We start from the raw sequence: 20,115 nt of genomic DNA on the forward strand, positions 1-20,115 counted from the left end.
TCGTGGATCACATGCGGTATGCCCGTGGCTGTCCTACACAAACCAAACCGGTTACATTGCCCATCATGGAGGATGCCATGACGGTTGACGGACTGATCGACGATGTGCTGCGACGGGAGGGGGGATACACGCATGATCCCGCCGACGCTGGCGGCGAGACGCGGTACGGGATCACCGCCGCGGTCGCACGTGCGCACGGATATGCGGGGCCAATGCGCAGCCTTCCCGTCGCAACTGCGCGGCAGATCTACCGCGAAGCCTATTGGGAACGGCCGCGGCTCGATGCGGTAGCAAAACTGACACCGAACGTTGCCGCGATTCTGTTCGATACCAGCGTGAATATGGGAGTGGTGGTTGCTGTCGCGTTTTTGCAGCGAGCGCTCAACGCGCTCAACCGCGGAGCGCAGGACTATCCCGATGTGCAGCCTGACGGTGTGATCGGCCCAGCCACAATCGCAGCGTTGAGCGGTTTCGCTGCACGTCGCGGAGCAGGTGGTGATGCGGTGCTTGCCAAGGCGGTCGAGGCACTGCGCGGAGAGCGGTACGTCGCCCTGGCGGAGGCACGCCCGGCAAATGAAACGTTCCTCTACGGATGGCTGTCAAACCGTATCGGTTAAACATGGGAGTGGAACATGGGATTGCTGAATGGACTCATCGGTCCGATCGCGGGGATCATCGACAAGATCGTCCCGGACCCGAAAGCACGCGACGAGGCGAAGCGGAAGCTCCTCGCGTTGCAAGGCAGCCAGGAGCTGGAACAGGTCAAGACGCAGATTGCGGCGATCATTGCCGAAGCGCAGTCGACTGATCCCTGGACAAGCCGCGCGCGACCGAGCTTTCTGTATGTGATGTACGCACTGCTGTTGTGGGCAATCCCGATGGGGCTGATCGCGGCGGTCCGGCCGCAGATGGCGGCGGACATTGCAGCCGGCATGAACGCCTACCTCTCCGGCATTCCAGAACCGCTTTATGCGCTCTTCGGGACCGGGTATCTTGGCTACACTGCAGCACGTTCCTGGGGCAAGGCGCGCGGACTGGAGAAGTAACGCAATGCCGGAGGGTGGATCCGGATAGAGAGGCAGCGAAGGGGACGGGACGCTCGGCCGATTGCCTCGCAGTTTTACTGTGCTATCCCACTCCATCACTCCCGGAGTATCCTGATGCGCCCGATCTTCGCCTTGTTGACTGCCGCCGCCACTACCGCCCTGGCGATGCCCGCAATGGCTGCTACGCCACCAGCGGTGCACGGCTATAGCAGCCTCGCCATCTCGGGGCAGGGCGACAAGATCGCCAGTGTCGACACAAGCGGCGGCAAGGGGACGATCACGATCCGCGCAGTACGCGGCGGCAAGGTGCTGCGGAGCTTCGATCCCTGCCGCAGCGCGTGCAGCTTGTCGGGGCTGACGTTCGCGCCCGACGGGACACTCGCCTGGCTTGCGCGGGATCGTACCGCGGGGACGGTGACGCTGGCGGTGGACCGCAACGGTACCGCGCGGACCGTCGCCACGATCAAGGGTATTGCGCAGACCCCGCGTTTCGCGCCCGACGGCAAGCGGCTTGCCCTGTTGGTGACGATCGGGGCCGCCAAGGAATCGGGGGCGGCACAAGCGGGCGTCCGGCAGGTCGGCGAGATCGGCGAGAAGAGTGACGAACAGAGGCTGGCGATATTCGATGTCGATGGCGCACCGGTCGCGGCGGAAGCCGTCAAGCCGGTGTCCCCGGCGGACCGCTACATCTACGAATATGACTGGACGCCCGACGGCAAGGGTTTCGTCGTCACGTCTGCACTCGGCAACGGCGACAACAACTGGTGGGTGGCGACGCTGGATGCGGTGGATGCCACGACCGGCGTGGTGCGACAGATTGCCAAGCCGACGACGCAACTCAACTTCCCGCGCGTCTCGCCGGATGGCACGACCGTCGCTTACATCGGCGGCCTGATGAGCGACTTTGGCTCGGTCGGCGGGGACGTCTGGACGGTTCCGTTCGCCGGCGGCGCACCGCGCAACGTTACGCCCGATGGGCGGCTGACCATAACGTCGCTCGAATGGACCGACCGACTGATCCGCGGCACTGCGTTGCGGGGCGACCGGGCAGGGCTGTTCACGGTATCGGGGGATCGCTCGGACGGTTTCGGCTGGTCGCGCCCGGCCAGCCTCGCGGCGGGCGATGCCAAGGCTGCGTGGAGCGCGGATGGCCAGACCGTTGCGACGGTCTCCCAGGATTTCACCCACGCACCGGTGATCTTTGCCGGGCCGGTGACCGCGCCGGTACAGATAACGCACGATAACGACGCTATTCCGGCGACGATGACAGCGCGCTCGATCAGCTGGAAGAATGAGGGCTTTACCGCGCAAGGATGGCTGTTGGCACCGCTCGATGCCGATCCTGCGAAGAAGGCGCCGATGATCACGATCGTCCATGGCGGGCCGTCGGCGGCGAATACGCCCTATTTCGGCGGGGGCTACAGCGATCTGCTGGACGCGGGCTACTACATCTTCCTGCCCAATCCGCGCGGCAGCTTCGGTCAGGGCGAGGCGTTCACCGCCGCCAACAAGCGCGATTTCGGCGGGGGCGATTTGCGCGATATCCTGACCGGGATCGACGCGGTCGAGAAGGTCGCACCGATCGACGACGCGCGGCTCGGACTGACCGGGGGCAGCTATGGCGGGTTCATGGCGATGTGGGCGAACACCCAGACCAACCGCTTCAAGGCGATCGTCGCGGGGGCGGGGCTGTCCAACTGGGTCAGCTATTACGGCACCAACGGGATTGACCAGTGGATGCTGCCGTTCTTCGGCAAGACGCTGTACCAGGATCGCAAGGCGTATGAGGATGTCTCGGCGGTCAATTTCATGACGCGCGCGAAGACGCCGACCTTCATCTACGTCGGTGAGCGCGACATCGAGGTGCCGCCGACTCAGTCGATCGAATATTGGCACGGGCTGAAGGACCAGGGCGTGCCGACGTCGCTGGTGATCTATCCGGAGGAGGGGCACGGAATTCGCGCGCCGGCGAATGCTGCGGATGTTCGGAAGCGGTCGTTGGCGTGGTTTGATCGGTATTTGAAGCCTTCGTCGTGATCCCGACGCGCGGGTAACGAGAAAAGCCCCTCCCCTTCAGGGGAGGGGTTGGGGTGGGGCCGTGCAGATTGCCAAGCGTTGGTTTTGCTGAACTGCCCCACCCCCATCCCCTCCCCTGAAGGGGAGGGGCGAAAGAGAGAAGGTCAGCGCAACTCCTGCGTCTCCAGCTTGAGCGATCCCGCCGGAATCACCTCGACCTGCGGATACGCCTTGCGCAACGGATCGATGAACACCTTCGCATCCCCAACCACCACCACGCTGGCGCGCGCCGGATCGAGCTCGGCCGCAGCCGCCGCCTGCACCGCCGCCGGATCGACCGCCGTGACCTTGGCGACATACTCGCCGAGCTCGCTCAGCGGCACGCCCTGCACGACATAGCCGCCGACCGCGCCTGCGATGCCGCCGGTCGTCTCGGTCGCGCGACCGAAATTGCCGACGAGCACTGCCTTGCGCGTGTCGAGTTCGGCAGGGGTCACCGCCTCCGTGCCGAGCCGCTTCATTTCGGCGAGGATGATCGACACCGTCTCGGGCGCGGACGGGTTCTTGGTCGAGGTGCGCCCCGCGATCAGCCCTGGCTGCCGCCCCGCCTGGAGCGAACTCCCCGCGCCATAGGCCAGCCCGCGCTTGATCCGGATTTCCTGGTTGAGCCGTGACGAGAAGCCGCCGCCGAGGATCGTGTTGGCGACTGCGGTCGGATAATATCGCGCATCGCTGCGAGCGAGGCCCGGACGCGCGACGACGACCCCAGCTTGCCCTGCGCCCGGCATGTCTACGACGACGACGCGCGGCTTGGGATAGCTCTGGGCCGGGACGGTGGAGGGTTTCGCAGCGACCGTCCGCCACATGCCGAACGCCGCTTCCGCCAACGGCTTGGCCTGTGCAGGAGTGATATCGCCGACGAGCACGAGGGCTGCCTGTTTCGGGGCCCAGGTCGCGGCATAGGCCGCGCGAATGTCGTTCGCGCCAATCGCCTTGAGCGACGCGGGCGTCCCCTCGAGCGGATGGCCATAGGCGGACGCGCCAAGCGCAGTCCGCGCGGCGACGAGGCCGGCGAGTTGGCTCGGGTTCTTTTGCGCGACCTGCACGCCGTCGATCGCCTGCGCGCGGGCGCGTTCGATCTCGTCGGGCTTGAACGCGGGGTTGCGCGCGACGTCCGCCAGGATGGCGAGCGCGGGCGCGGCCTGATCCGCCTTGACCGTGATGTCGATCGTCGACCCGTCCCAGCTCGCATCGCTTGAGATCGCGCCGCCGAGCGTTTCGATCTGCTGCGCGATATCGGTCGCGCTGCGAGACGCGGTGCCCTTGGTCAGCAGCGTCGCGGCGAGGCTGTTGACGCCGGGGAGCGCCGCGGGATCGTTCGCGCCGCCGCCCTGGCCGACGAGCAGCGCGGTCATCAGCGGCAAATCGTGCTTCTCGACGACGACGACGCGCATGCCGTTGGCGAGCGCGAATTCGACCGGCTTTGGAGTGGTCGCCTGAACCGTGGCGGCAGGGGCAGGGGGCGCGATCCGCTCGGCGGCGGTCGCAGGCGTGACGATCTCGACGTCGGGCGGGGTGACGAGCTGTTGCGCGACGACGGTCGGGGCCACCGCGATCGTGTCGCCCTTCGCACCGTTTGCGCTTTCCGCGGGGAGGTAATGGATCGTCGCGGCGCGATTGTCCTGGAGGTATTTGCGCGCGACGCGCTGGACGTCGGCGGCGGTGACGCGGCCGATCGCGGCGAGCTGCCGGTCGGCAGCGTGCGGGTCGCCGTCGATGATCGTCGCCTGCGCGATCGTGCGGCCCTTGCCCTCGGCGGTTTCGCGGCCGAGCAGTTCGGCGGTGACGATCTGGTTCTTCGCCTTCGCCAGTTCCGCCGGGCTGACCGCGGTGTCGCGCATCCGCGCGATTTCCTTGCGCAGCGCGGCCTCGCCGGTCGCGACGTCCTTGCCGCCCGCCATGATCGCGATCACCGCGAGATTGCCCGGGCCCTGCTTGACGTCGAGATAGGTCTCCGCCGACTGCGCAAGCTGGTCGCGGTAGACGAGGCTCTCATACAGCCGCGAGCTTTCGCCCTGCGACAGGATCGTGTTGAGCACCGCGAGCGCCGCGCTGTCGGGGTCGCGGTCGGCGGGGATGGGGTAGCTGATGAGCACCGCGGGGAGCGGGGTGTTCGCTTCATAGACCGTGCGGCTGACAGCCTGCGTGCGCGGCGGCTCGGTCGTGGTGACGCGCGGGATCGGACGGTCGGGGCGTTTGATCTTCGCGAAATACTGGTCGACCCACTGGTTCAATTGCGCGGGGTCGAAATTGCCCGAGACGACGAGCACCGCATTGTCGGGGCGGTAGAAAGTTGCATGGAACGCGCGGACGTCGTCGATCTGTGCGCTGTCGAGATTGTCGATGCTGCCGATCGTCCCGCGCGCATAGGGGTGGCGGGTGTAGCTGATCGCGGGGAAATATTGCGAGAACAACTTGCCGTAGGGCCGCGCGTTGGTGTTCTGGCGGAGTTCCTCCTTCACCACGTCGCGTTCGGAGGCGAAGCTCTTGGGCTCGACCACCAGGCTCGCCATTCGGTCGGCTTCGGCGAACAGCAGGCGCTGGAGGTGGTTGGCGGGAATCGTCTCGTGATATTCGGTGTAATCGTCGTTGGTCGACGCATTGTTGTTGCCGCCGACGTCCTCGGTCAGCCGGTCCATCTGTTCCGACACGAGGTTGCGCGTCGCCTTGAACATGAGATGTTCGAACATGTGCGCGAAACCCGAGCGACCGGCGGGATCGTCCTTCGAGCCGACGTCGTACCACATCTGGACCGAGACGTTGGGCGTGCTGGTGTCGCGGATCGCATAGACGCGCAGGCCGTTGGCGAGCGTGCGTTCGGTGAAGGCGATCGGCTTTACGGCTGGGGCGGTCGGTTGCGCCTGTACGAGGGTTGCGGGCAGCAGGGCGGCGCCCAGCAGAAGGGCGGCACGGGACAAGCGCATGGGGGGCAACTCCGACGAAACGGGAAGGCCGCCATCTGTTGCCTGGGGGTGGGGTCTGTCAATCGTAGGGGCGCGCTATCCGTACTGGCGGCTTTCCCTTTTGTTACTGCTTTCCCGGCGAAGGCCGGGGCCCAGGAGCGAAACGCCGATAACGGGGCCTAGCGCCCTGTTACGGCAACCTATCCTGCTGGGCCCCGGCCTTCGCCGGGGAAGCTGCTCACGTAGAAGCAGCGATTATTCCACCGCGTCAGGGCTTGCTGCGATCCCGGTTGGTATACATCAGCACCGCCGCCAGTGCCGCCGAGCCGACGCCCACGCCGATCGCGATCGGTACGACGGGCCAGCTGTCCTTGACCGCACCCTTGGCGGCTTCGGCGGCGTCGCGGACGCGCTTGTGGTCACGAGCCGCTGCTTCGATTTCGTTGATTTCAGCCATGATTCCCTCTCACTCCGACGGCGTTACCGGGGAAGACCGATATGCCTCCCGAAAGCCGTCGGCAAAGCTCTTGAGCCGCCCGTCCGTTATCGCCGCACGAAGGTCCGCCATCAACCCCTGATAGAACCACAAGTTATGTTCGGTCATCAGCATCGCGCCGAGGATTTCCTGCGAGCGGACGAGATGATGCAGATATGCCCGCGTCCACGTTCCGCAGACCGGGCAACCGCAGGCCGGATCAAGCGGCCCCTGATCCTCGGCGAACTTGGCATTGCGCAGGTTGATCGGGCCGTGGCGCGTAAACGCCTGGCCGGTCCGCCCCGATCGAGTGGGAAGAACGCAGTCGAACATGTCGATCCCGCGTTCGACCGCTCCGACGATGTCGGTCGGTTTGCCAACGCCCATCAGGTAGCGCGGCTTGTCCGCAGGCAATTGATCGGGCGCGAAGTCGAGGCAGCCAAACATCGCTTCCTGCCCCTCACCAACCGCAAGGCCGCCGACCGCATAACCGTCGAAGCCAATGTCGATCAGCGCGCCCGCGCTGTCGGCGCGGAGCGTCTGGTCGAGCGCGCCTTGCTGGATGCCGAAGATCGCCGCACCTTCGGCATGCGCGCCGCCGCCATCGAACGCATCGCGCGACCGCTTCGCCCAGCGCATCGAGCGCGCCATCGCGGCGGCCTGGACTTCGGGGGTCGAGGTGGTGGGGACCAGTTCGTCGAACGCCATCACGATGTCCGAACCAAGCAGGCGCTGGATCTCGATCGAGCGTTCGGGGCTGAGGGTGTGGCGCGTGCCGTCGAGGTGCGACTTGAAGGTGACGCCATTCTCGTCGCGCTTGGTGAGGTCGCTGAGGCTCATCACCTGATAGCCGCCGCTGTCGGTAAGAATCGGGCGGTTCCAGCCCATGAAATCGTGCAGCCCCCCCAGCCGTGCGACGCGTTCCGCGCCGGGGCGGAGCATGAGGTGATAGGTGTTGCCGAGGATGATGTCCGCGCCCGCTGCGCGGACGTCGGCGGGCTTGACCGCCTTGACGGTGGCGGCGGTGCCGACCGGCATGAAGGCGGGGGTGCGGATCGTGCCGCGGCGCATCGCGATTTCGCCGGTGCGTGCCTTGCCGTCGGTCGCGGCGATGGTGAAGGCGAATCGGGGTCGGTCTGTCATGTCTTGCTCCCCTCCCTGGAAGGGAGGGGCTGGGGGTGGGTCGGTTCGTTGTCGAACGCGGCACCCGCCTCATACCAACCCACCCCCGGCCCCTCCCTTGGGAGGGAGGGGAGGGTGTCAGTCCTGGTTTAGCGCTTGAACAGCGTCTCGGCGGTCGGCTCGGCGCGCGGGGCGGGTTCGCCATGCTCGGCGGCTTCGCTGTCGCGCGCAAGCTGGTCGCGGTTGGCGCGCAGTTCGGAGATGAGCGCCTCGCGGTCGCCCTCGAGCCGCGTGTCGACCGGCGCTTCGATCCCGGCAGCCTTGGCGGCCTTGCCGACCGCGGCGTCGAGTTCGCGCTGTGTCGTCAGGCCGAGCGTGACCGGATCCTTCTGCGTGATGTTCGCAATGTTCCAATGGCTGCGGTCGCGGATCGCCGCGATCGTCGTGCGGGTCGTGCCGATCAACGCGCTGATCGCGCCGTCGCTAATCTCCGGATGATTGCGGATGATCCACGAAATGCCGTCGGGCTTGTCCGAACGCTTCGACACCGGCGTATAGCGCGGCCCCTTGGTGCGACGGACCTGCTCCGGTCCCTTCAGGATCTGCAGCCGATAGTCGGCATTGGCCTGACCCTTGTCGATTTCCGCCTGGGTCAGCTCGTGCGCACGGATCGGGTCGCGCCCCGTCAGTTTGGTCGCGGCGGTGTCATCCGCGATCGCCTGGATTTCGAGGATATGGAGACCGCAGAACTCCGCGATCTGCTCGAAACTGAGCGCGGTATTGTCGACGAGCCACGATGCGGTGGCATGGGGCATGAGCGGCTGGGCCATGCGGCGAACTCCTTCAGAAACGGAAAGGGCCGCCCCTTTCGGAGCGGCCACTTGTGCTGACTTTGCATGTACGCCGGTTAGAGGGGAGTGGCAAGCGCGGTTGCGGGGTACGCCCTATTGCGGCGAAGGGGTTTTGGTGAAGTAGCTTTGGATATCGCGGTCAGCTTTGAGAACCGTCACGATCTGCAGCGTGGTCGCTTCGTACCGGAAAAAGATGAGGTAGCCGCGGTGCACGACGCTGGGGACATCTCCGTGGAGTTCCGGGCGGGCACTCCCCAAAAGTCCTGGCAATGCTGCAAGTTTGCGGCAGCGGTCCCGGATATTATCGATGAACCGTGGCGCCAGGGCCCGGTCACCTGTCTCCTGAGCGATGTAAACGGCAATGTCCCTCAGGGCGATCTGCGCATCCGACAGATAGATCAGCCGCCGCACGTCAAGCGTGCCGCCGTGCTTCCCATTCGTCCAGCGCCTCGTCCACCGCCGCACCGACCTCGTCGTCTGAATGAGACCCGCCCCGTGCGATCGCGCCTTGAATCGTCTCGCGCAGCGCCTTCATCTTCTGCTCGCGCTCTTCCACCAGCCGCAGCCCCTCGCGCATCACCGCGTCTGCCGAGGCGTAACGGCCTTCCGCGACGATCAATTCGATGAAGGATTCCCAGCGCGGTCCGACCGATACGTCCATCCCATCGTCCCTTGCTACAGCAGTCGCTCGGCAAATTTACGCTATCGCGCACTTCGCCTCAAGCCGCGATCGCCTCGGGGTGGTTGACCGGCACCAACGCGCCCAAGAACTGCCGCGCGCTCGCCGCCCAAGTGAAGCTCTGGCCGTATGTCGCGCATTCCGTGCGGTCGCGCGTCAAGGCGGCAGCGATCGCCGCATCCAGATCGTCGTCCATCGCGCCGACCCGGGGATTGAGCACGTCGATCGGCCCGGTCACGGGATACGCCGCGACCGGCAGGCCGCACGCCAGCGCTTCGATCATGACCAGACCGAAGGTGTCGGTCTTGCTCGGGAAAACGAATACGTCGGCGGCAGTATAGGCCGCAGCCAAGTCGCGCCCGAAACGTGGGCCGAGGAAATGCGCCTTGGGGTATTTGAGGGTCAACGCCGCACGTGCAGGGCCATCGCCGATGATGACTTTGACGCCGGGATGCGACGCGGTCAGGAACGCTTCGATATTCTTCTCGACCGCCACCCGCCCGACATAAAGCTGGATCGGGCCCTGGCCATCCGCCGCCAGCGCACGGATCGCGGGGTCGGGTGGTATGTCGGTTCCGAACGTGGAGAGGTCCACACCCCGGCCCCAGTGCCGGACGCGGGTCAAATCATGCGCCTTGAGCGTCGCGGCAATCGACGGGGTCGATGCGAGGATCGACTGCGCGGGCCAGTGGAACCAACGGATGTAGCGCCATACCCATTCGGGATTCACCCCCGTACGCGCCGAGACATAGTCCGGGAATTGCGTGTGATAGGCGGTCGTAAAGGGGAAACCCCGCGTCAGGCACCAACGGCGCGCGGCGAGACAGACGGGACCCTCGGTCGCAAGATGGATCGCATTGGGCGCGAAATCTGCGAGAATACGCCCGACGGCCGCTGTCCGCGCAAAGGCGAGGCGGATCTCGGGGTAGGTCGGGCAAGGCATCGAATAGAACAGATCGGGCGAGACGATCAGGACTTCATGCCCCTGTTTGATCAGTTCGGCGCGGACTGCCTGCAGCGTGCGCACCACGCCGTTGACTTGCGGGCTCCAGGCATCGGTGACGATCGCGATCCGCACCGGCGTCAGGCCGCCAAATGCGCGATCTTCACACTTGGTCGAGCCTTCTCCCGTGCAGCGATCTCGTCCGCCCAATGCAGCAATTCCATGCGACCGTCGAAATGTTCGACCAGAGCGGTGCAGCCCTCCACCCAGTCGCCGTCGTTATAATAGGCAATTCCGTTAATGTCGCGGAATTCCGCGGTGTGGATGTGTCCGCACACTACCCCGTCGACCCCGCGCGAGCCCGCCGCCTGCGCGATCACCTCTTCGTAGTTGGAAATGAACTCCACCGCGTTCTTGACCTTCGCCTTGGCATGCTTGGAAAGCGACCAATAGGGCAGGTTGAACGCCCGCCGATACGCATTCATCCAGCGGTTGAGCGTCATCAGCAGTGTGTAGGCAACGTCCCCGACATGCGCGAGCCAGCGATGCGCCAGCGTGATCGCGTCGAACTCGTCGCCGTGGAGCACGAGCAAGCGGCGGCCGTCGGCGGTTTCGTGGATTGCCTTGCGACGGATCGCTACGCCACCAAAATCGAGCCCCGTGAACTGGCGCATCACTTCGTCGTGATTGCCGGGAATGTAGATCACCTCGGTCCCGCGCCGTGCGCGCTTGAGCAGGCGCCAGACGACGTCGTTATGCGCGACCGGCCAGTAGAACTTCTTCTTCAACCGCCAGCCGTCGATAATGTCGCCGACCAGATACATCCGCTCGCTATCGACATGGTCGAGGAAGTCGATCAGCATCCCGGCATTGCACCCGCGCGTGCCGAGGTGAATGTCCGAAATCCAGATCGTGCGATAGTTGCGGCGTTCGCCGATCGGCTGTTCTGGAATGGTCGGGCGCGAATTGGCGAAGTCGGCAAGGTCGGCGATCGTGTTGAACGCGGTCTGGTGATCACCAGTGGGGCGCTCGAGGCCAAGCGTCGTGATTGCGTCCATCGTTCGGCATCCCGGAAAGCCTTTGGATGACCACGGGCTATGCCTTGGGATTGTTACAATCGGACGTGGGGTGCTTCATCCAACTGTCACATCGTGACATGTCCGGGGATCGCAGCCACACGGGCGAGCCATGCCTGGACGGCTGGATAACGGTGCAATTCGAACCCTGCCTCATCCGCCAGATGGGTGTAGGCATAGAGCGCGATGTCGGCGAGGGTGAACCGGCCCGCCGCGAGGAACGGCGTCTGCGCGAGATGCGTGTCCATCAACGCCAGCGCCGCCGCCCCCGCAGCGCGTTTGACGGGCAATTGCATCCGCTGCAGCTCACTCAGCCGATCCTCGCCGGTCATCGTCATCCAGAATCGCACCGTCGCGATATTGGGTTCATGGCTATACTGCTCCCAGAACATCCAGTGGAACATGTCGGCGCGGTCGAACCGATCCTGCGGGATGAGCGCCGATCCATCGGCCAGATACAGACATGCAGCAGCGCTTTCGGGCAGGAAATCGTCGCCGACTTGCAGGACCGGGATGCGGCCGTCGGGGTTGATGTCCGCAAGGAACGCAGCGGTCCGCGTATCGCCCGCCACGATGTCATATTCGCGCCGTTCGAGCGGGATGCCGACATGCGCTGCGGTCAGGCGGATCTTGTAGCAATTACCGGACGCGGCATATTCGTGCAGGATCAGGTTCGCCATCGCATGCTCCTTTGGCTCGCCGACCCGAGCCGCGGTTTCATGCCGTATCCGCAACGACCTCTGCGATCAAATCCTTGCGGCTGAGCTTGCCGATCATCGTCTTGGGCATAGTCAACCGGACGACGACCTCATCGACGCGTTCATGGCGACCGACCTGCGGGTTGAGCCAGTCGCGCAGCGTGATGCCGTCCACGTCAACGCCGTCGTTGAGCGTGACGTAAGCGCGCGGATGTTCGCCGCGGTACGCATCGGGAAGGCCGATCACGAGCGCTTCCTTGACCGCGGGATGATGGTACAGCACCGCTTCGATCTGGCTCGGGAAGACCTTGAAACCCGATACCGAGATCATGTCCTTCAACCGGTCGACAATTTTGACGAAACCGTCGGCATCGATCGTCCCCACGTCGCCGGTGCGCAGCCATTTGCCGTCGGCATTGTTGATGAACACATCACCATCGGCATCGGCGCGGTTCCAATAGCCCTTCATGATCTGTGGTCCGCAGGCGACGATCTCGCCGGGTTCCCCTTCGGCCACGTCCAGCGTCGGATCGGCCTTGTCGACCAGCCGGAGGCGCGTTGCGGGCAGCGGTTGGCCGATCGTGCCGGGCTTGCCCTCGGCTTCATACGGGTTGGCGGAGAGCACGCCCGAGCTTTCGGAAAGCCCGTATCCTTCGACGACCGTCGCCCCGGTCATCTGTTCGAACTTCGCCTTCAGTTCGGGCGCAAGCGGCGCTCCGCCCGAAATGCAGATCCTGAGCGACGAGAAATCCGTTGCGCCAATCTTGGGGTGATCGAGCAGCGCCTGGTACATCGTCGGTACGCCGGGCAGCGCGGTGGCCTTCGTCCGGCCGATTGCGGCCAGCACTGCCCCGGCTTCGAACCGCGGCAGCATCACGATGCACCCGCCGTTGAGTACCGTGCGGTTGAGCACGCAGGTGTTGGCGAAGACGTGGAACATCGGCAGCACGCCGAGGATGCGGTCAGGGCCGTCGGGATGCGGGTCGATCGCCATCACCTGGCGCGCGTTGGCGGTGAGGTTCTGGTGCGTCAGCATCGCGCCCTTCGGCGCGCCGGTGGTCCCGCCGGTGTACTGGATCAGCGCGACGTCCTTTTCCGCATCAATCTCGGGGTGACGATGGGCACCGTCGTTCGCGATCAGTTTGGAGAAAGCGAAGATCCGGGGATCATCGGGGCGTTTCGTCACCTCACCGCCTTTGAACATGCGGTAAAGCAGCGATTTCGTCGGGGGCAGGGCACCCGCGATTGATCCGACCACCAGTCGCTCCAGCCCGCTCTGCTCCAGCACTTCGAGCGCGGTCGGGAGCAACTGGTTCGCCGAGAGCGTGAACAGCAAGCGTGTTCCCGAATCCTCGACCTGATGCGCCAGTTCGGCCGCGGTATAGAGCGGGGAGAAATTGACGACGGTCGCGCCGAGCTTGAGGATCCCGTAATAGGCCGCAACGTAATGCGGCACGTTGGGCAGGAACAGGCCGATACGGTCGCCAGGGCCGTAGCCGAGCGCCGCGAGCCCCGCCGCAACCCGGTTCGCGCCGTCCAATGTCTCTGCGAAACTGTAATGCCGCCCCATGAAATCGATCAGCGGCGCCTTGCCGCCGCGCGCGGCAGCGTCGTCGAACAGCGTGGCCATCGAAAGCGGCGGGTAGGTGCTGTCCCAGGCAGCGGGATGACGATACGATTCGCGCCAGAGCGCTTCGGGTCTGTTCATTGACACAGGTGTAAGCAAGCGATCCGGGACCCGCAAGGCGTCGCGGACATCATCCGGCGGCCCGCGTGTAAGCGATTGTGTCAGCTAAGCGGGCGGGCGGTCCATGTGTAGAGAACCGAGATCCCGAGCAAGCCGAGATCGAGCGCGGCCTTCACCTGATGCGGCGTCGGGTCGGACGAATCATGCGTCAAAACACGAATATCCGCAGTCGGATGGCGCTGGATTGCAACTGCGACGACCAGAATGGCGCACAATGCGACGATCATTTGACGATTTCGCACCAAGCCGACTCCTTACGCAGCCGATATAACCGCTTCACCTGATGACGGCAAGCGGCGGTACGATTTGCACCGTCCGCTGGTTCGTCAATACGCGGACACGGGCGCGGTCACGTCCTGCGGATTTTGCTTCGAATAGAGCACGATCGGCGCAACCGTAGAGGGCTTTCCAGTCCTGTTCGCGTTCGAGCGTGCCGACACAGACCCCGATGCTCGCGGTGATCGTGACATCGTAGGGCATCCGTTCGGCCCGAAGTCCCGCAAGGATGTCTTCAGGATCAAACGCTCCTCCCGCCGCAAGGACAACCGCGAACTCTTCCCCGCCGATCCGTGCCACCAATGCGTCTGCCGGGACAACCTGACACAGCGTCCGCGCAAACACGCGCAACACTTCGTCGCCGCCATCGTGGCCGACGGTTTCGTTGACCTGTTTGAAATGGTCGAGATCCGCAATCATCAGGATCTGTTCCCCCTTTCGCCCGATCGCCTGATTGAGAAACGCGCGGCGGTTGAGCAGACCGGTCAACGGGTCCGTATCTGCCAGCAATCGTGCCGCAATTTCGCGCTCACGCGCCTCGTCGCGTTCGTTGCTCAGCAGCCGCATGCGATATGCGATCGCGATGCTCGACAGCAGTGCCTCGACGGTCATCGATACGATCGTGGAATTGTCGAGCCAGAAGTTCCAGGGGATGATGCCGAGCGAACAGACGATACGGACGGTCGCCATCATGATCGGCATCGCCCACGCCAGCGCGAAGACCCACAGGTAATTGCTCCGCAATACCCAGGCCCGCCACAGGAGGGGGATCACCATCGCCATCTGGAGCACGAAGGCGAGCGAGTACAACCGGTCAAACAGTCTGACCTGCAAGGGACCAAACAGGAAAAAGGCGAGCGAGGCGGTAAAGGTGATCCCGCAACTGATCTGGACAAGCGTTCCGACCCGGCCCGCAAACACCCGCTCTTCAAAAAAAGCGCGCGCGAAGGCGAACGCTGCGACCGTCGATAGGCCCAGCAGCAGATAGTTGCAGCGGATGCGATCGTTGTTGCCGATGTCCGGATAGATCCAGGCCAGATACCCCGAGGACGACACGGTGTACGCGAGCAACCCCAAGACCATCGCGCAATAGGCAAGCTGGAAACGGTGCCGCAGCGCGACCCACAACGCGAAATTGTACGACAGCAGCGCAATGCAAAGTCCCGCGAACGCCGCATATAGTCCGCCGAGCAACAGGTTGGACCGGACGCTTTCCGCGTCCGTCGCGAGCATGGGATCGCGTACGATTCCGCGGAGGTTGGCGGCATCTTCGACCTGCCACAGCAGGCGGACGAGTGGGGCGTTACGCTCGGGGAGTGGCACCTCCAGCAGGGCGCCCAATTGCATGTAGCGCGATGCATGCCGTTGATCGATCGTCGTGCGGACGATGGCTCCGTCCGCGTATAGCGCATAGAGGTTCTGCGTACCTTGCCAAAGGCTGGCGCTGCGGACGTTGACCGGTCCGCCCCGGCGCAAGGGCGTTGAGCGGATCCAGTAGTTCCCCGGACCCAAAGTCCGCTGGTCCGTCAGGCACGAGACGGGTGTTGAAGGACGCAACAGCTGCGTCGAGGTCAGCCCCGGTCGGTCGCGTACGATGCACGTCGTGATCGGTTCACCGGTGCCCCTGTCCTTAGCCTTAGCCGGCTGGACCAGAAACACGATCGTGCAGCACGTCAGGAAGAGGAGGAGCAGTCGTGATGGGATCGTGAGATGCATGGCCGATTCCTAGGCCGAGAAGGGCGAACAGAAAGTAACAATCCGACTTTGCCACGCATTTCAAGGAATGTTTGCCGTGGCTTGGCACGCTCAACTACGGGGGTCCGCTTGGTAGCGGAACCAAATGTCCCCGTTGCAAGTGCGCAATGCCGTTCGATGATGGGGAGGCTTGGGCGGAAACCGCACAAACAAAAACGCGGGCTCGGCATAACCGAACCCGCGCTGATGCCTCGTGGCAAGATGCTTATTTGGCGGTCGTATCGACCTTGCCGGGGGTCTTGCGCCGCGGTTTCTTTGGCGGGGCGGAGGTGATTTCGAACGACAGTGCACCGTCCTTCATCTTCACCGTCACCTCGCCACCGTGGACCAGCTTGCCGAACAGCAGTTCCTCGGCGAGCGGCTGCTTGATCTTCTCCTGGATCAAACGACCCATCGGGCGCGCACCGTAGAGCTTGTCATAGCCCTTGGCGGTGAGCCACGTTTTAGCTTCGTCGTCCAAGTTGATGTGGACGTTGCGGTCCGCCAGCTGCAACTCGAGCTGGAGGATGAACTTGTCCACCACCCGCGCCACGACCTCGGTCGGAAGGTAACCGAACGGCACAATCGCATCGAGACGGTTGCGGAACTCCGGCGTGAACATCTTCTGGACCGCCTGCTCATCCTCGCCCTCGCGGGTGAGGTTGCCGAAGCCCAATGTCTCGCGCGCCATATCGCTGGCGCCCGCATTGGTCGTCATGATCAGGATGACGTTGCGGAAGTCGACCGTCTTGCCGTGCTGGTCAGTAAGCCGCCCGTTATCCATCACTTGCAGCAGGATGTTGAACAGGTCCGGATGCGCCTTCTCGATCTCGTCGAGCAGCAGAACCGAGTGCGGCTGCTGGTCGATTGCATCGGTGAGGAGGCCGCCCTGGTCGAAGCCGACGTAGCCCGGGGGGGCACCGATCAGCCGCGAGACCGAGTGGCGTTCCATGTATTCGGACATGTCGAAGCGCTGGAGCGGGATCCCCATGATCGTCGCAAGCTGCTTGGCAACCTCGGTTTTTCCGACGCCGGTGGGGCCGGTGAAGAGATAGTTGCCGATCGGCTTCTCCGGATCGCGCAGACCCGCACGCGACAGTTTGATCGCCGACGCGAGCTTTTCGATCGCCGCATTCTGCCCAAACACAACGCGTTTGAGATCGGTTTCAAGCGATTCGAGCGCCTTTGTGTCGTCCGTGGACACGCTTTTAGGCGGAATGCGCGCCATTGTAGCGATGACCTGCTCGATCTCGCGGCTGGTGATCGTCTTCTTGCGCTTGGCGAGCGGCACCAGCATCTGCATCGCGCCGACTTCGTCGATCACGTCGATCGCCTTGTCCGGCAGCTTGCGGTCGTTGATGTAGCGCGCGCTGAGTTCCACCGCCGACTTGATCGCGTCGGGCGTGTACTTGACCTTGTGATGCTCCTCGAACGCGGTCCGCAGGCCAGCGAGGATCTTGACGGTGTCCTCGATCGTCGGCTCGTTGACGTCGATCTTCTGGAAGCGCCGCAGCAATGCGCGGTCCTTCTCGAAGTGGTTGCGGAACTCCTTGTAGGTGGTCGAGCCGATGCAACGGATCGTCCCGCCCGACAAAGCCGGCTTCAAAAGGTTGGATGCATCCATCGCGCCGCCGCTGGTGGCACCAGCGCCGATCACGGTGTGGATCTCGTCGATGAACAGGATCGCGTCGGGCATCTTCTCGAGCTCGGTCACGACCGCCTTCAGCCGCTCCTCGAAATCGCCGCGATAGCGCGTGCCCGCGAGCAACGCGCCCATGTCGAGAGAGTAGATCACCGCGGGAAGCAGCACCTCGGGAACGTCACCCTCGACGATCTTGCGCGCGAGACCTTCGGCGATCGCGGTCTTGCCGACGCCCGGATCACCCACATAGAGCGGGTTGTTCTTCGAACGGCGGCACAGGATCTGGACCGTACGATCGACCTCGGGGCCACGACCGATCAGCGGATCGACCTTGCCCTTCTTGGCCTTCTCGTTGAGGTCGACGCAGAACTGCTTGAGCGCGCTTTCCTTGCCCTTTTCGCCGGGCTTCTGCGGCTTTTCTTCCTCGGCACCCTTGGGGCTGGAGGCTTCGGGCGCGGAACCGCCCTTGCCGACGCCGTGACTGATGAAGCTCACCGCATCCAGACGGCTCATGTCCTGCTGCTGCAGGAAATAGACCGCATAGCTCTCGCGCTCGCTGAACAGGGCAACGAGCACGTTGGCGCCGGTGACTTCGTCGCGGCCCGAGGACTGGACGTGGAGGATCGCGCGCTGGACGACGCGCTGGAAGCCCGAGGTGGGCGAGGGATCGGTCGCGGCATCGACCTTCAACGCCTCGAGCTCGGTATCCAGATAATGTTTGACGGTCGTCGTCAGCTCGGCGGTATCGACCCCGCACGACTGCATCACCTTCGACGCATGTTCGTCATCAATAAGGGCGAGCAGCAGATGCTCGAGCGTAGCATATTCGTGCCGGCGCGAAGACGCGGCTTCGAGAGCCTTGTGCAACGTGGTTTCCAGCGCGGAGGCGAAGGATGGCATCTGTAGTTACTCCTTGCGGGCCACGTCAGACGGGCGGCCCTTTCCTGCTATGTCGGAAGGCAGGACGCCCGCATCAACCTCTTGAAAACGACTCTCGGTGTTCCTGTGTTCCGGAACCCGACACTTCACGACTTAAAGAGTGTGTCTGCGGAGGCGCGATGATCGACGGCACGATCCCGTTTCGCCTTCGTCCTGACGATCTCGCGTTCGAGCATTACGATCCGGTCGTCGAGTTCCTTAACCGAAAGCGGGTCCAGGTCCTGCGCGACAACCGCAGCGAGCGGATCGCCCGCCGTGTTCGGGAGAATCTCGTCGATGTCCATGGGGAGGATCGTTGACCCGCACGCAGGGGATGTCAATAAGGCACGCGGACCAAAGGGACTTCCCCGTGGTGCTCAGTAAGACGGGGCGTAGAAGCGATGCAGGATGTGCCGGATACGATGCGCGCGATCGACCCCAGCGAACCGGGTGGTCCGGAAGTGCTGACGGTGGTGGAACGGCCGGTGCCGAAGATCGGCGCGCAGGAGGTTCTGATCCGGGTGGTCGCCGCGGGGGTCAATCGGCCGGACGTGCTCCAGCGCAAGGGCGGTTATCCACCGCCGCCGGGGGCACCCTCGATTCTCGGGCTCGAAATTTCTGGTACCGTCGTGGCGCAGGGTGCCGATGTTGCGGGGCACATGCTTGGCCAGCCGGTGTGCGCCCTGGTCGCGGGCGGCGGGTATGCCGAGTATGTCGCCGTCGCGGCGGGGCAAGTGCTACCCGTGCCCAATGCGCTGTCGATGGTCGAGGCGGCGGCCTTGCCTGAAACCCTGTTTACCGTGTGGACCAACTTGTTCGAGCGCGGCTACGCGACCGAAGGCGACACGGTGCTGATCCATGGGGGCACCAGCGGGATCGGGACGATGGCGATCTCGCTCGGTGCGATCTTCGGGTTGACGGTGATCGTCACCGCAGGGTCGGACGACAAATGCGCGTCGGCCAAGGCGCTCGGCGCGGCCCATGCGATCAACTACAAGACCGAAGACTTCGTCGAGCGGGTCAAGGAGATCACCGGCGGGGCGGGATGTGCCGTGGTGCTCGATATGGTCGGCGGCGACTATGTCGCGCGCAACCTGCAATGCCTTGCAGAAGACGGGCGGCATGTTTCGATCGCGGTGCAGGGCGGCGCGACCGCGACCATTCCGATCTTCGAGATCATGCGACGGCGCCTGACACTGACCGGATCGACGCTGCGGGCGCGGGATACCGCATTCAAGACGCTCGTCGCGGATGAACTGCATCGCACGGTCTGGCCGCATGTCGAGGCGGGACGGTTGAAGCCGGTGCTGGATCGCACATTCCCGCTCGCGGAGGCAGCCGCGGCGCATCGTCGGATGGAGGCGGGGGATCATGTGGGCAAGATCGTCCTGACGCTCGATTGATGCGGCGGCGGACCAAGGCGATCAACTGTAGATAAAATAATCGTTATTTTACAGTATCGTTCGTCAGAGTACGAAATTTATGATGCGGATACTGGAACAAACCGGAGCGCTGTGATTTATGTCCCTTCGGCCTTCGAGCCGTTCGAAAAGGGTATATCACGATGAAGAAGATGTTCGTTCTCGCAGCCGCTGCTGGTCTGGTTTCCTTGGCCGCTTGCAACTCGACCCCGCGCGAGCAGGCTGCCGACAATATCGAAGCCAACTCTGAAGCCGTTGCAGACAACCTCGAGGACGCTGCGGACAACGCAACGACTCCGGCAGGCGAAGCAATGCTCGAGAACACGGCAGACGCAGTGCGCGCAACGGGCCAGAACCAGGCGACCGACATGCGCACCAACGATGCCGACACGAACCTGTCGAACGGCATGTAATTGCGAAACAGATCGGGCTGCTCCCAAGCGCAGTCCGAACTGGTGGGGCGTCCGGGGAAACCCGGGCGCCCTTTTTGATGTCGGGCGGCGCGGGA

The 20,115-nt window shown here is 64.2% G+C and carries 19 protein-coding genes; 5 read left to right on the forward strand and 14 right to left on the reverse strand.

Translation table 11 applies throughout. From position 1 onward, the window contains the following. Window positions 1-77: 77 nt before the first annotated feature. The 3 genes from ABIC17_RS11470 to ABIC17_RS11480 all read left to right on the forward strand — a co-directional run bounded on the left by ABIC17_RS11470 (window position 78) and on the right by ABIC17_RS11480 (window position 3,083). Window positions 78-617: a glycoside hydrolase family 108 protein gene (locus ABIC17_RS11470; RefSeq protein ID WP_354281946.1), complete on the forward strand. Its 540-nt coding sequence runs from the start codon at window positions 78-80 to the stop codon at window positions 615-617. Window positions 618-632: 15 nt separating this feature from the next. Next, window positions 633-1,046, forward strand: a complete 414-nt coding sequence (locus tag ABIC17_RS11475; RefSeq protein WP_354281947.1) for a holin family protein — start codon at window positions 633-635, stop codon at window positions 1,044-1,046. 114 nt (window positions 1,047-1,160) lie between these two features. Continuing rightward, window positions 1,161-3,083: a S9 family peptidase gene (locus tag ABIC17_RS11480; RefSeq protein WP_354281948.1), complete on the forward strand. Its 1,923-nt coding sequence runs from the start codon at window positions 1,161-1,163 to the stop codon at window positions 3,081-3,083. 143 nt (window positions 3,084-3,226) lie between these two features. On the opposite strand, the gene ABIC17_RS11485 is transcribed toward ABIC17_RS11480, so the two are convergent. The 14 genes from ABIC17_RS11485 to ABIC17_RS11550 all read right to left on the reverse strand — a co-directional run bounded on the left by ABIC17_RS11485 (window position 3,227) and on the right by ABIC17_RS11550 (window position 18,491). Then, window positions 3,227-6,046, reverse strand: a complete 2,820-nt coding sequence (locus ABIC17_RS11485; protein ID WP_354281949.1) for a M16 family metallopeptidase — start codon at window positions 6,044-6,046, stop codon at window positions 3,227-3,229. Between the two features lie 247 nt (window positions 6,047-6,293). Beyond that, entirely contained in the window at window positions 6,294-6,482 is a 189-nt protein-coding gene (locus ABIC17_RS11490) for a hypothetical protein (protein ID WP_354281950.1), read from the reverse strand. Between the two features lie 9 nt (window positions 6,483-6,491). Beyond that, window positions 6,492-7,643 carry a tRNA guanosine(34) transglycosylase Tgt gene (tgt, locus tag ABIC17_RS11495; RefSeq protein ID WP_354281951.1) on the reverse strand — a complete coding sequence of 384 codons (1,152 nt, stop codon included), beginning with the start codon at window positions 7,641-7,643 and terminating at the stop codon, window positions 6,492-6,494. Between the two features lie 128 nt (window positions 7,644-7,771). Further along, window positions 7,772-8,452, reverse strand: coding sequence for a cell cycle transcriptional regulator TrcR (locus ABIC17_RS11500; protein WP_354281952.1), 681 nt, complete (start codon window positions 8,450-8,452; stop codon window positions 7,772-7,774). 114 nt (window positions 8,453-8,566) lie between these two features. Continuing rightward, on the reverse strand, window positions 8,567-8,884 hold the full coding sequence (locus ABIC17_RS11505; RefSeq protein ID WP_354281953.1) for a type II toxin-antitoxin system RelE/ParE family toxin: 318 nt from the start codon (window positions 8,882-8,884) through the stop codon (window positions 8,567-8,569). 1 nt (window position 8,885) lies between these two features. Next, window positions 8,886-9,134, reverse strand: a complete 249-nt coding sequence (locus ABIC17_RS11510) for a type II toxin-antitoxin system ParD family antitoxin (RefSeq protein WP_354281954.1) — start codon at window positions 9,132-9,134, stop codon at window positions 8,886-8,888. A 58-nt stretch (window positions 9,135-9,192) separates the two neighbouring features. After that, entirely contained in the window at window positions 9,193-10,230 is a 1,038-nt protein-coding gene (locus ABIC17_RS11515; RefSeq protein ID WP_354281955.1) for a glycosyltransferase family 4 protein, read from the reverse strand. Between the two features lie 5 nt (window positions 10,231-10,235). Continuing rightward, entirely contained in the window at window positions 10,236-11,153 is a 918-nt protein-coding gene (locus ABIC17_RS11520) for a UDP-2,3-diacylglucosamine diphosphatase (protein ID WP_354281956.1), read from the reverse strand. Window positions 11,154-11,239: 86 nt separating this feature from the next. Further along, on the reverse strand, window positions 11,240-11,851 hold the full coding sequence (locus tag ABIC17_RS11525) for a glutathione S-transferase family protein (protein WP_354281957.1): 612 nt from the start codon (window positions 11,849-11,851) through the stop codon (window positions 11,240-11,242). A gap of 37 nt (window positions 11,852-11,888) precedes the next feature. Beyond that, window positions 11,889-13,577 carry a long-chain-fatty-acid--CoA ligase gene (locus ABIC17_RS11530; protein ID WP_354281958.1) on the reverse strand — a complete coding sequence of 563 codons (1,689 nt, stop codon included), beginning with the start codon at window positions 13,575-13,577 and terminating at the stop codon, window positions 11,889-11,891. A gap of 80 nt (window positions 13,578-13,657) precedes the next feature. Then, window positions 13,658-13,858 (reverse strand): hypothetical protein, encoded by a 201-nt coding sequence (locus ABIC17_RS11535; protein WP_354281959.1) that lies wholly within the window; start codon window positions 13,856-13,858, stop codon window positions 13,658-13,660. Between the two features lie 34 nt (window positions 13,859-13,892). Then, complete coding sequence (locus ABIC17_RS11540; protein WP_354281960.1) at window positions 13,893-15,608, reverse strand: sensor domain-containing diguanylate cyclase; 1,716 nt, start codon at window positions 15,606-15,608, stop codon at window positions 13,893-13,895. Between the two features lie 244 nt (window positions 15,609-15,852). Beyond that, window positions 15,853-18,168, reverse strand: coding sequence for an ATP-dependent Clp protease ATP-binding subunit ClpA (clpA, locus tag ABIC17_RS11545; protein ID WP_354281961.1), 2,316 nt, complete (start codon window positions 18,166-18,168; stop codon window positions 15,853-15,855). Between the two features lie 125 nt (window positions 18,169-18,293). Continuing rightward, window positions 18,294-18,491, reverse strand: a complete 198-nt coding sequence (locus ABIC17_RS11550) for a DUF1192 domain-containing protein (RefSeq protein ID WP_354281962.1) — start codon at window positions 18,489-18,491, stop codon at window positions 18,294-18,296. A gap of 96 nt (window positions 18,492-18,587) precedes the next feature. Here ABIC17_RS11550 and ABIC17_RS11555 point away from each other — a divergent pair, with 96 nt between their 5' ends. Together ABIC17_RS11555 and ABIC17_RS11560 are read left to right on the forward strand one after the other, a co-directional pair. Beyond that, window positions 18,588-19,589, forward strand: a complete 1,002-nt coding sequence (locus ABIC17_RS11555; protein ID WP_354281963.1) for an NAD(P)H-quinone oxidoreductase — start codon at window positions 18,588-18,590, stop codon at window positions 19,587-19,589. Window positions 19,590-19,750: 161 nt separating this feature from the next. Continuing rightward, the gene (locus ABIC17_RS11560) at window positions 19,751-20,020 is read left to right on the forward strand and encodes a hypothetical protein (RefSeq protein ID WP_354281964.1); all 270 of its coding nucleotides are present in this window, start codon (window positions 19,751-19,753) and stop codon (window positions 20,018-20,020) included. Window positions 20,021-20,115: the final 95 nt, after the last annotated feature.

The sequence above is a fragment of the Sphingomonas sp. PvP056 genome (assembly GCF_040549155.1).
GTDB lineage: Bacteria > Pseudomonadota > Alphaproteobacteria > Sphingomonadales > Sphingomonadaceae > Sphingomonas.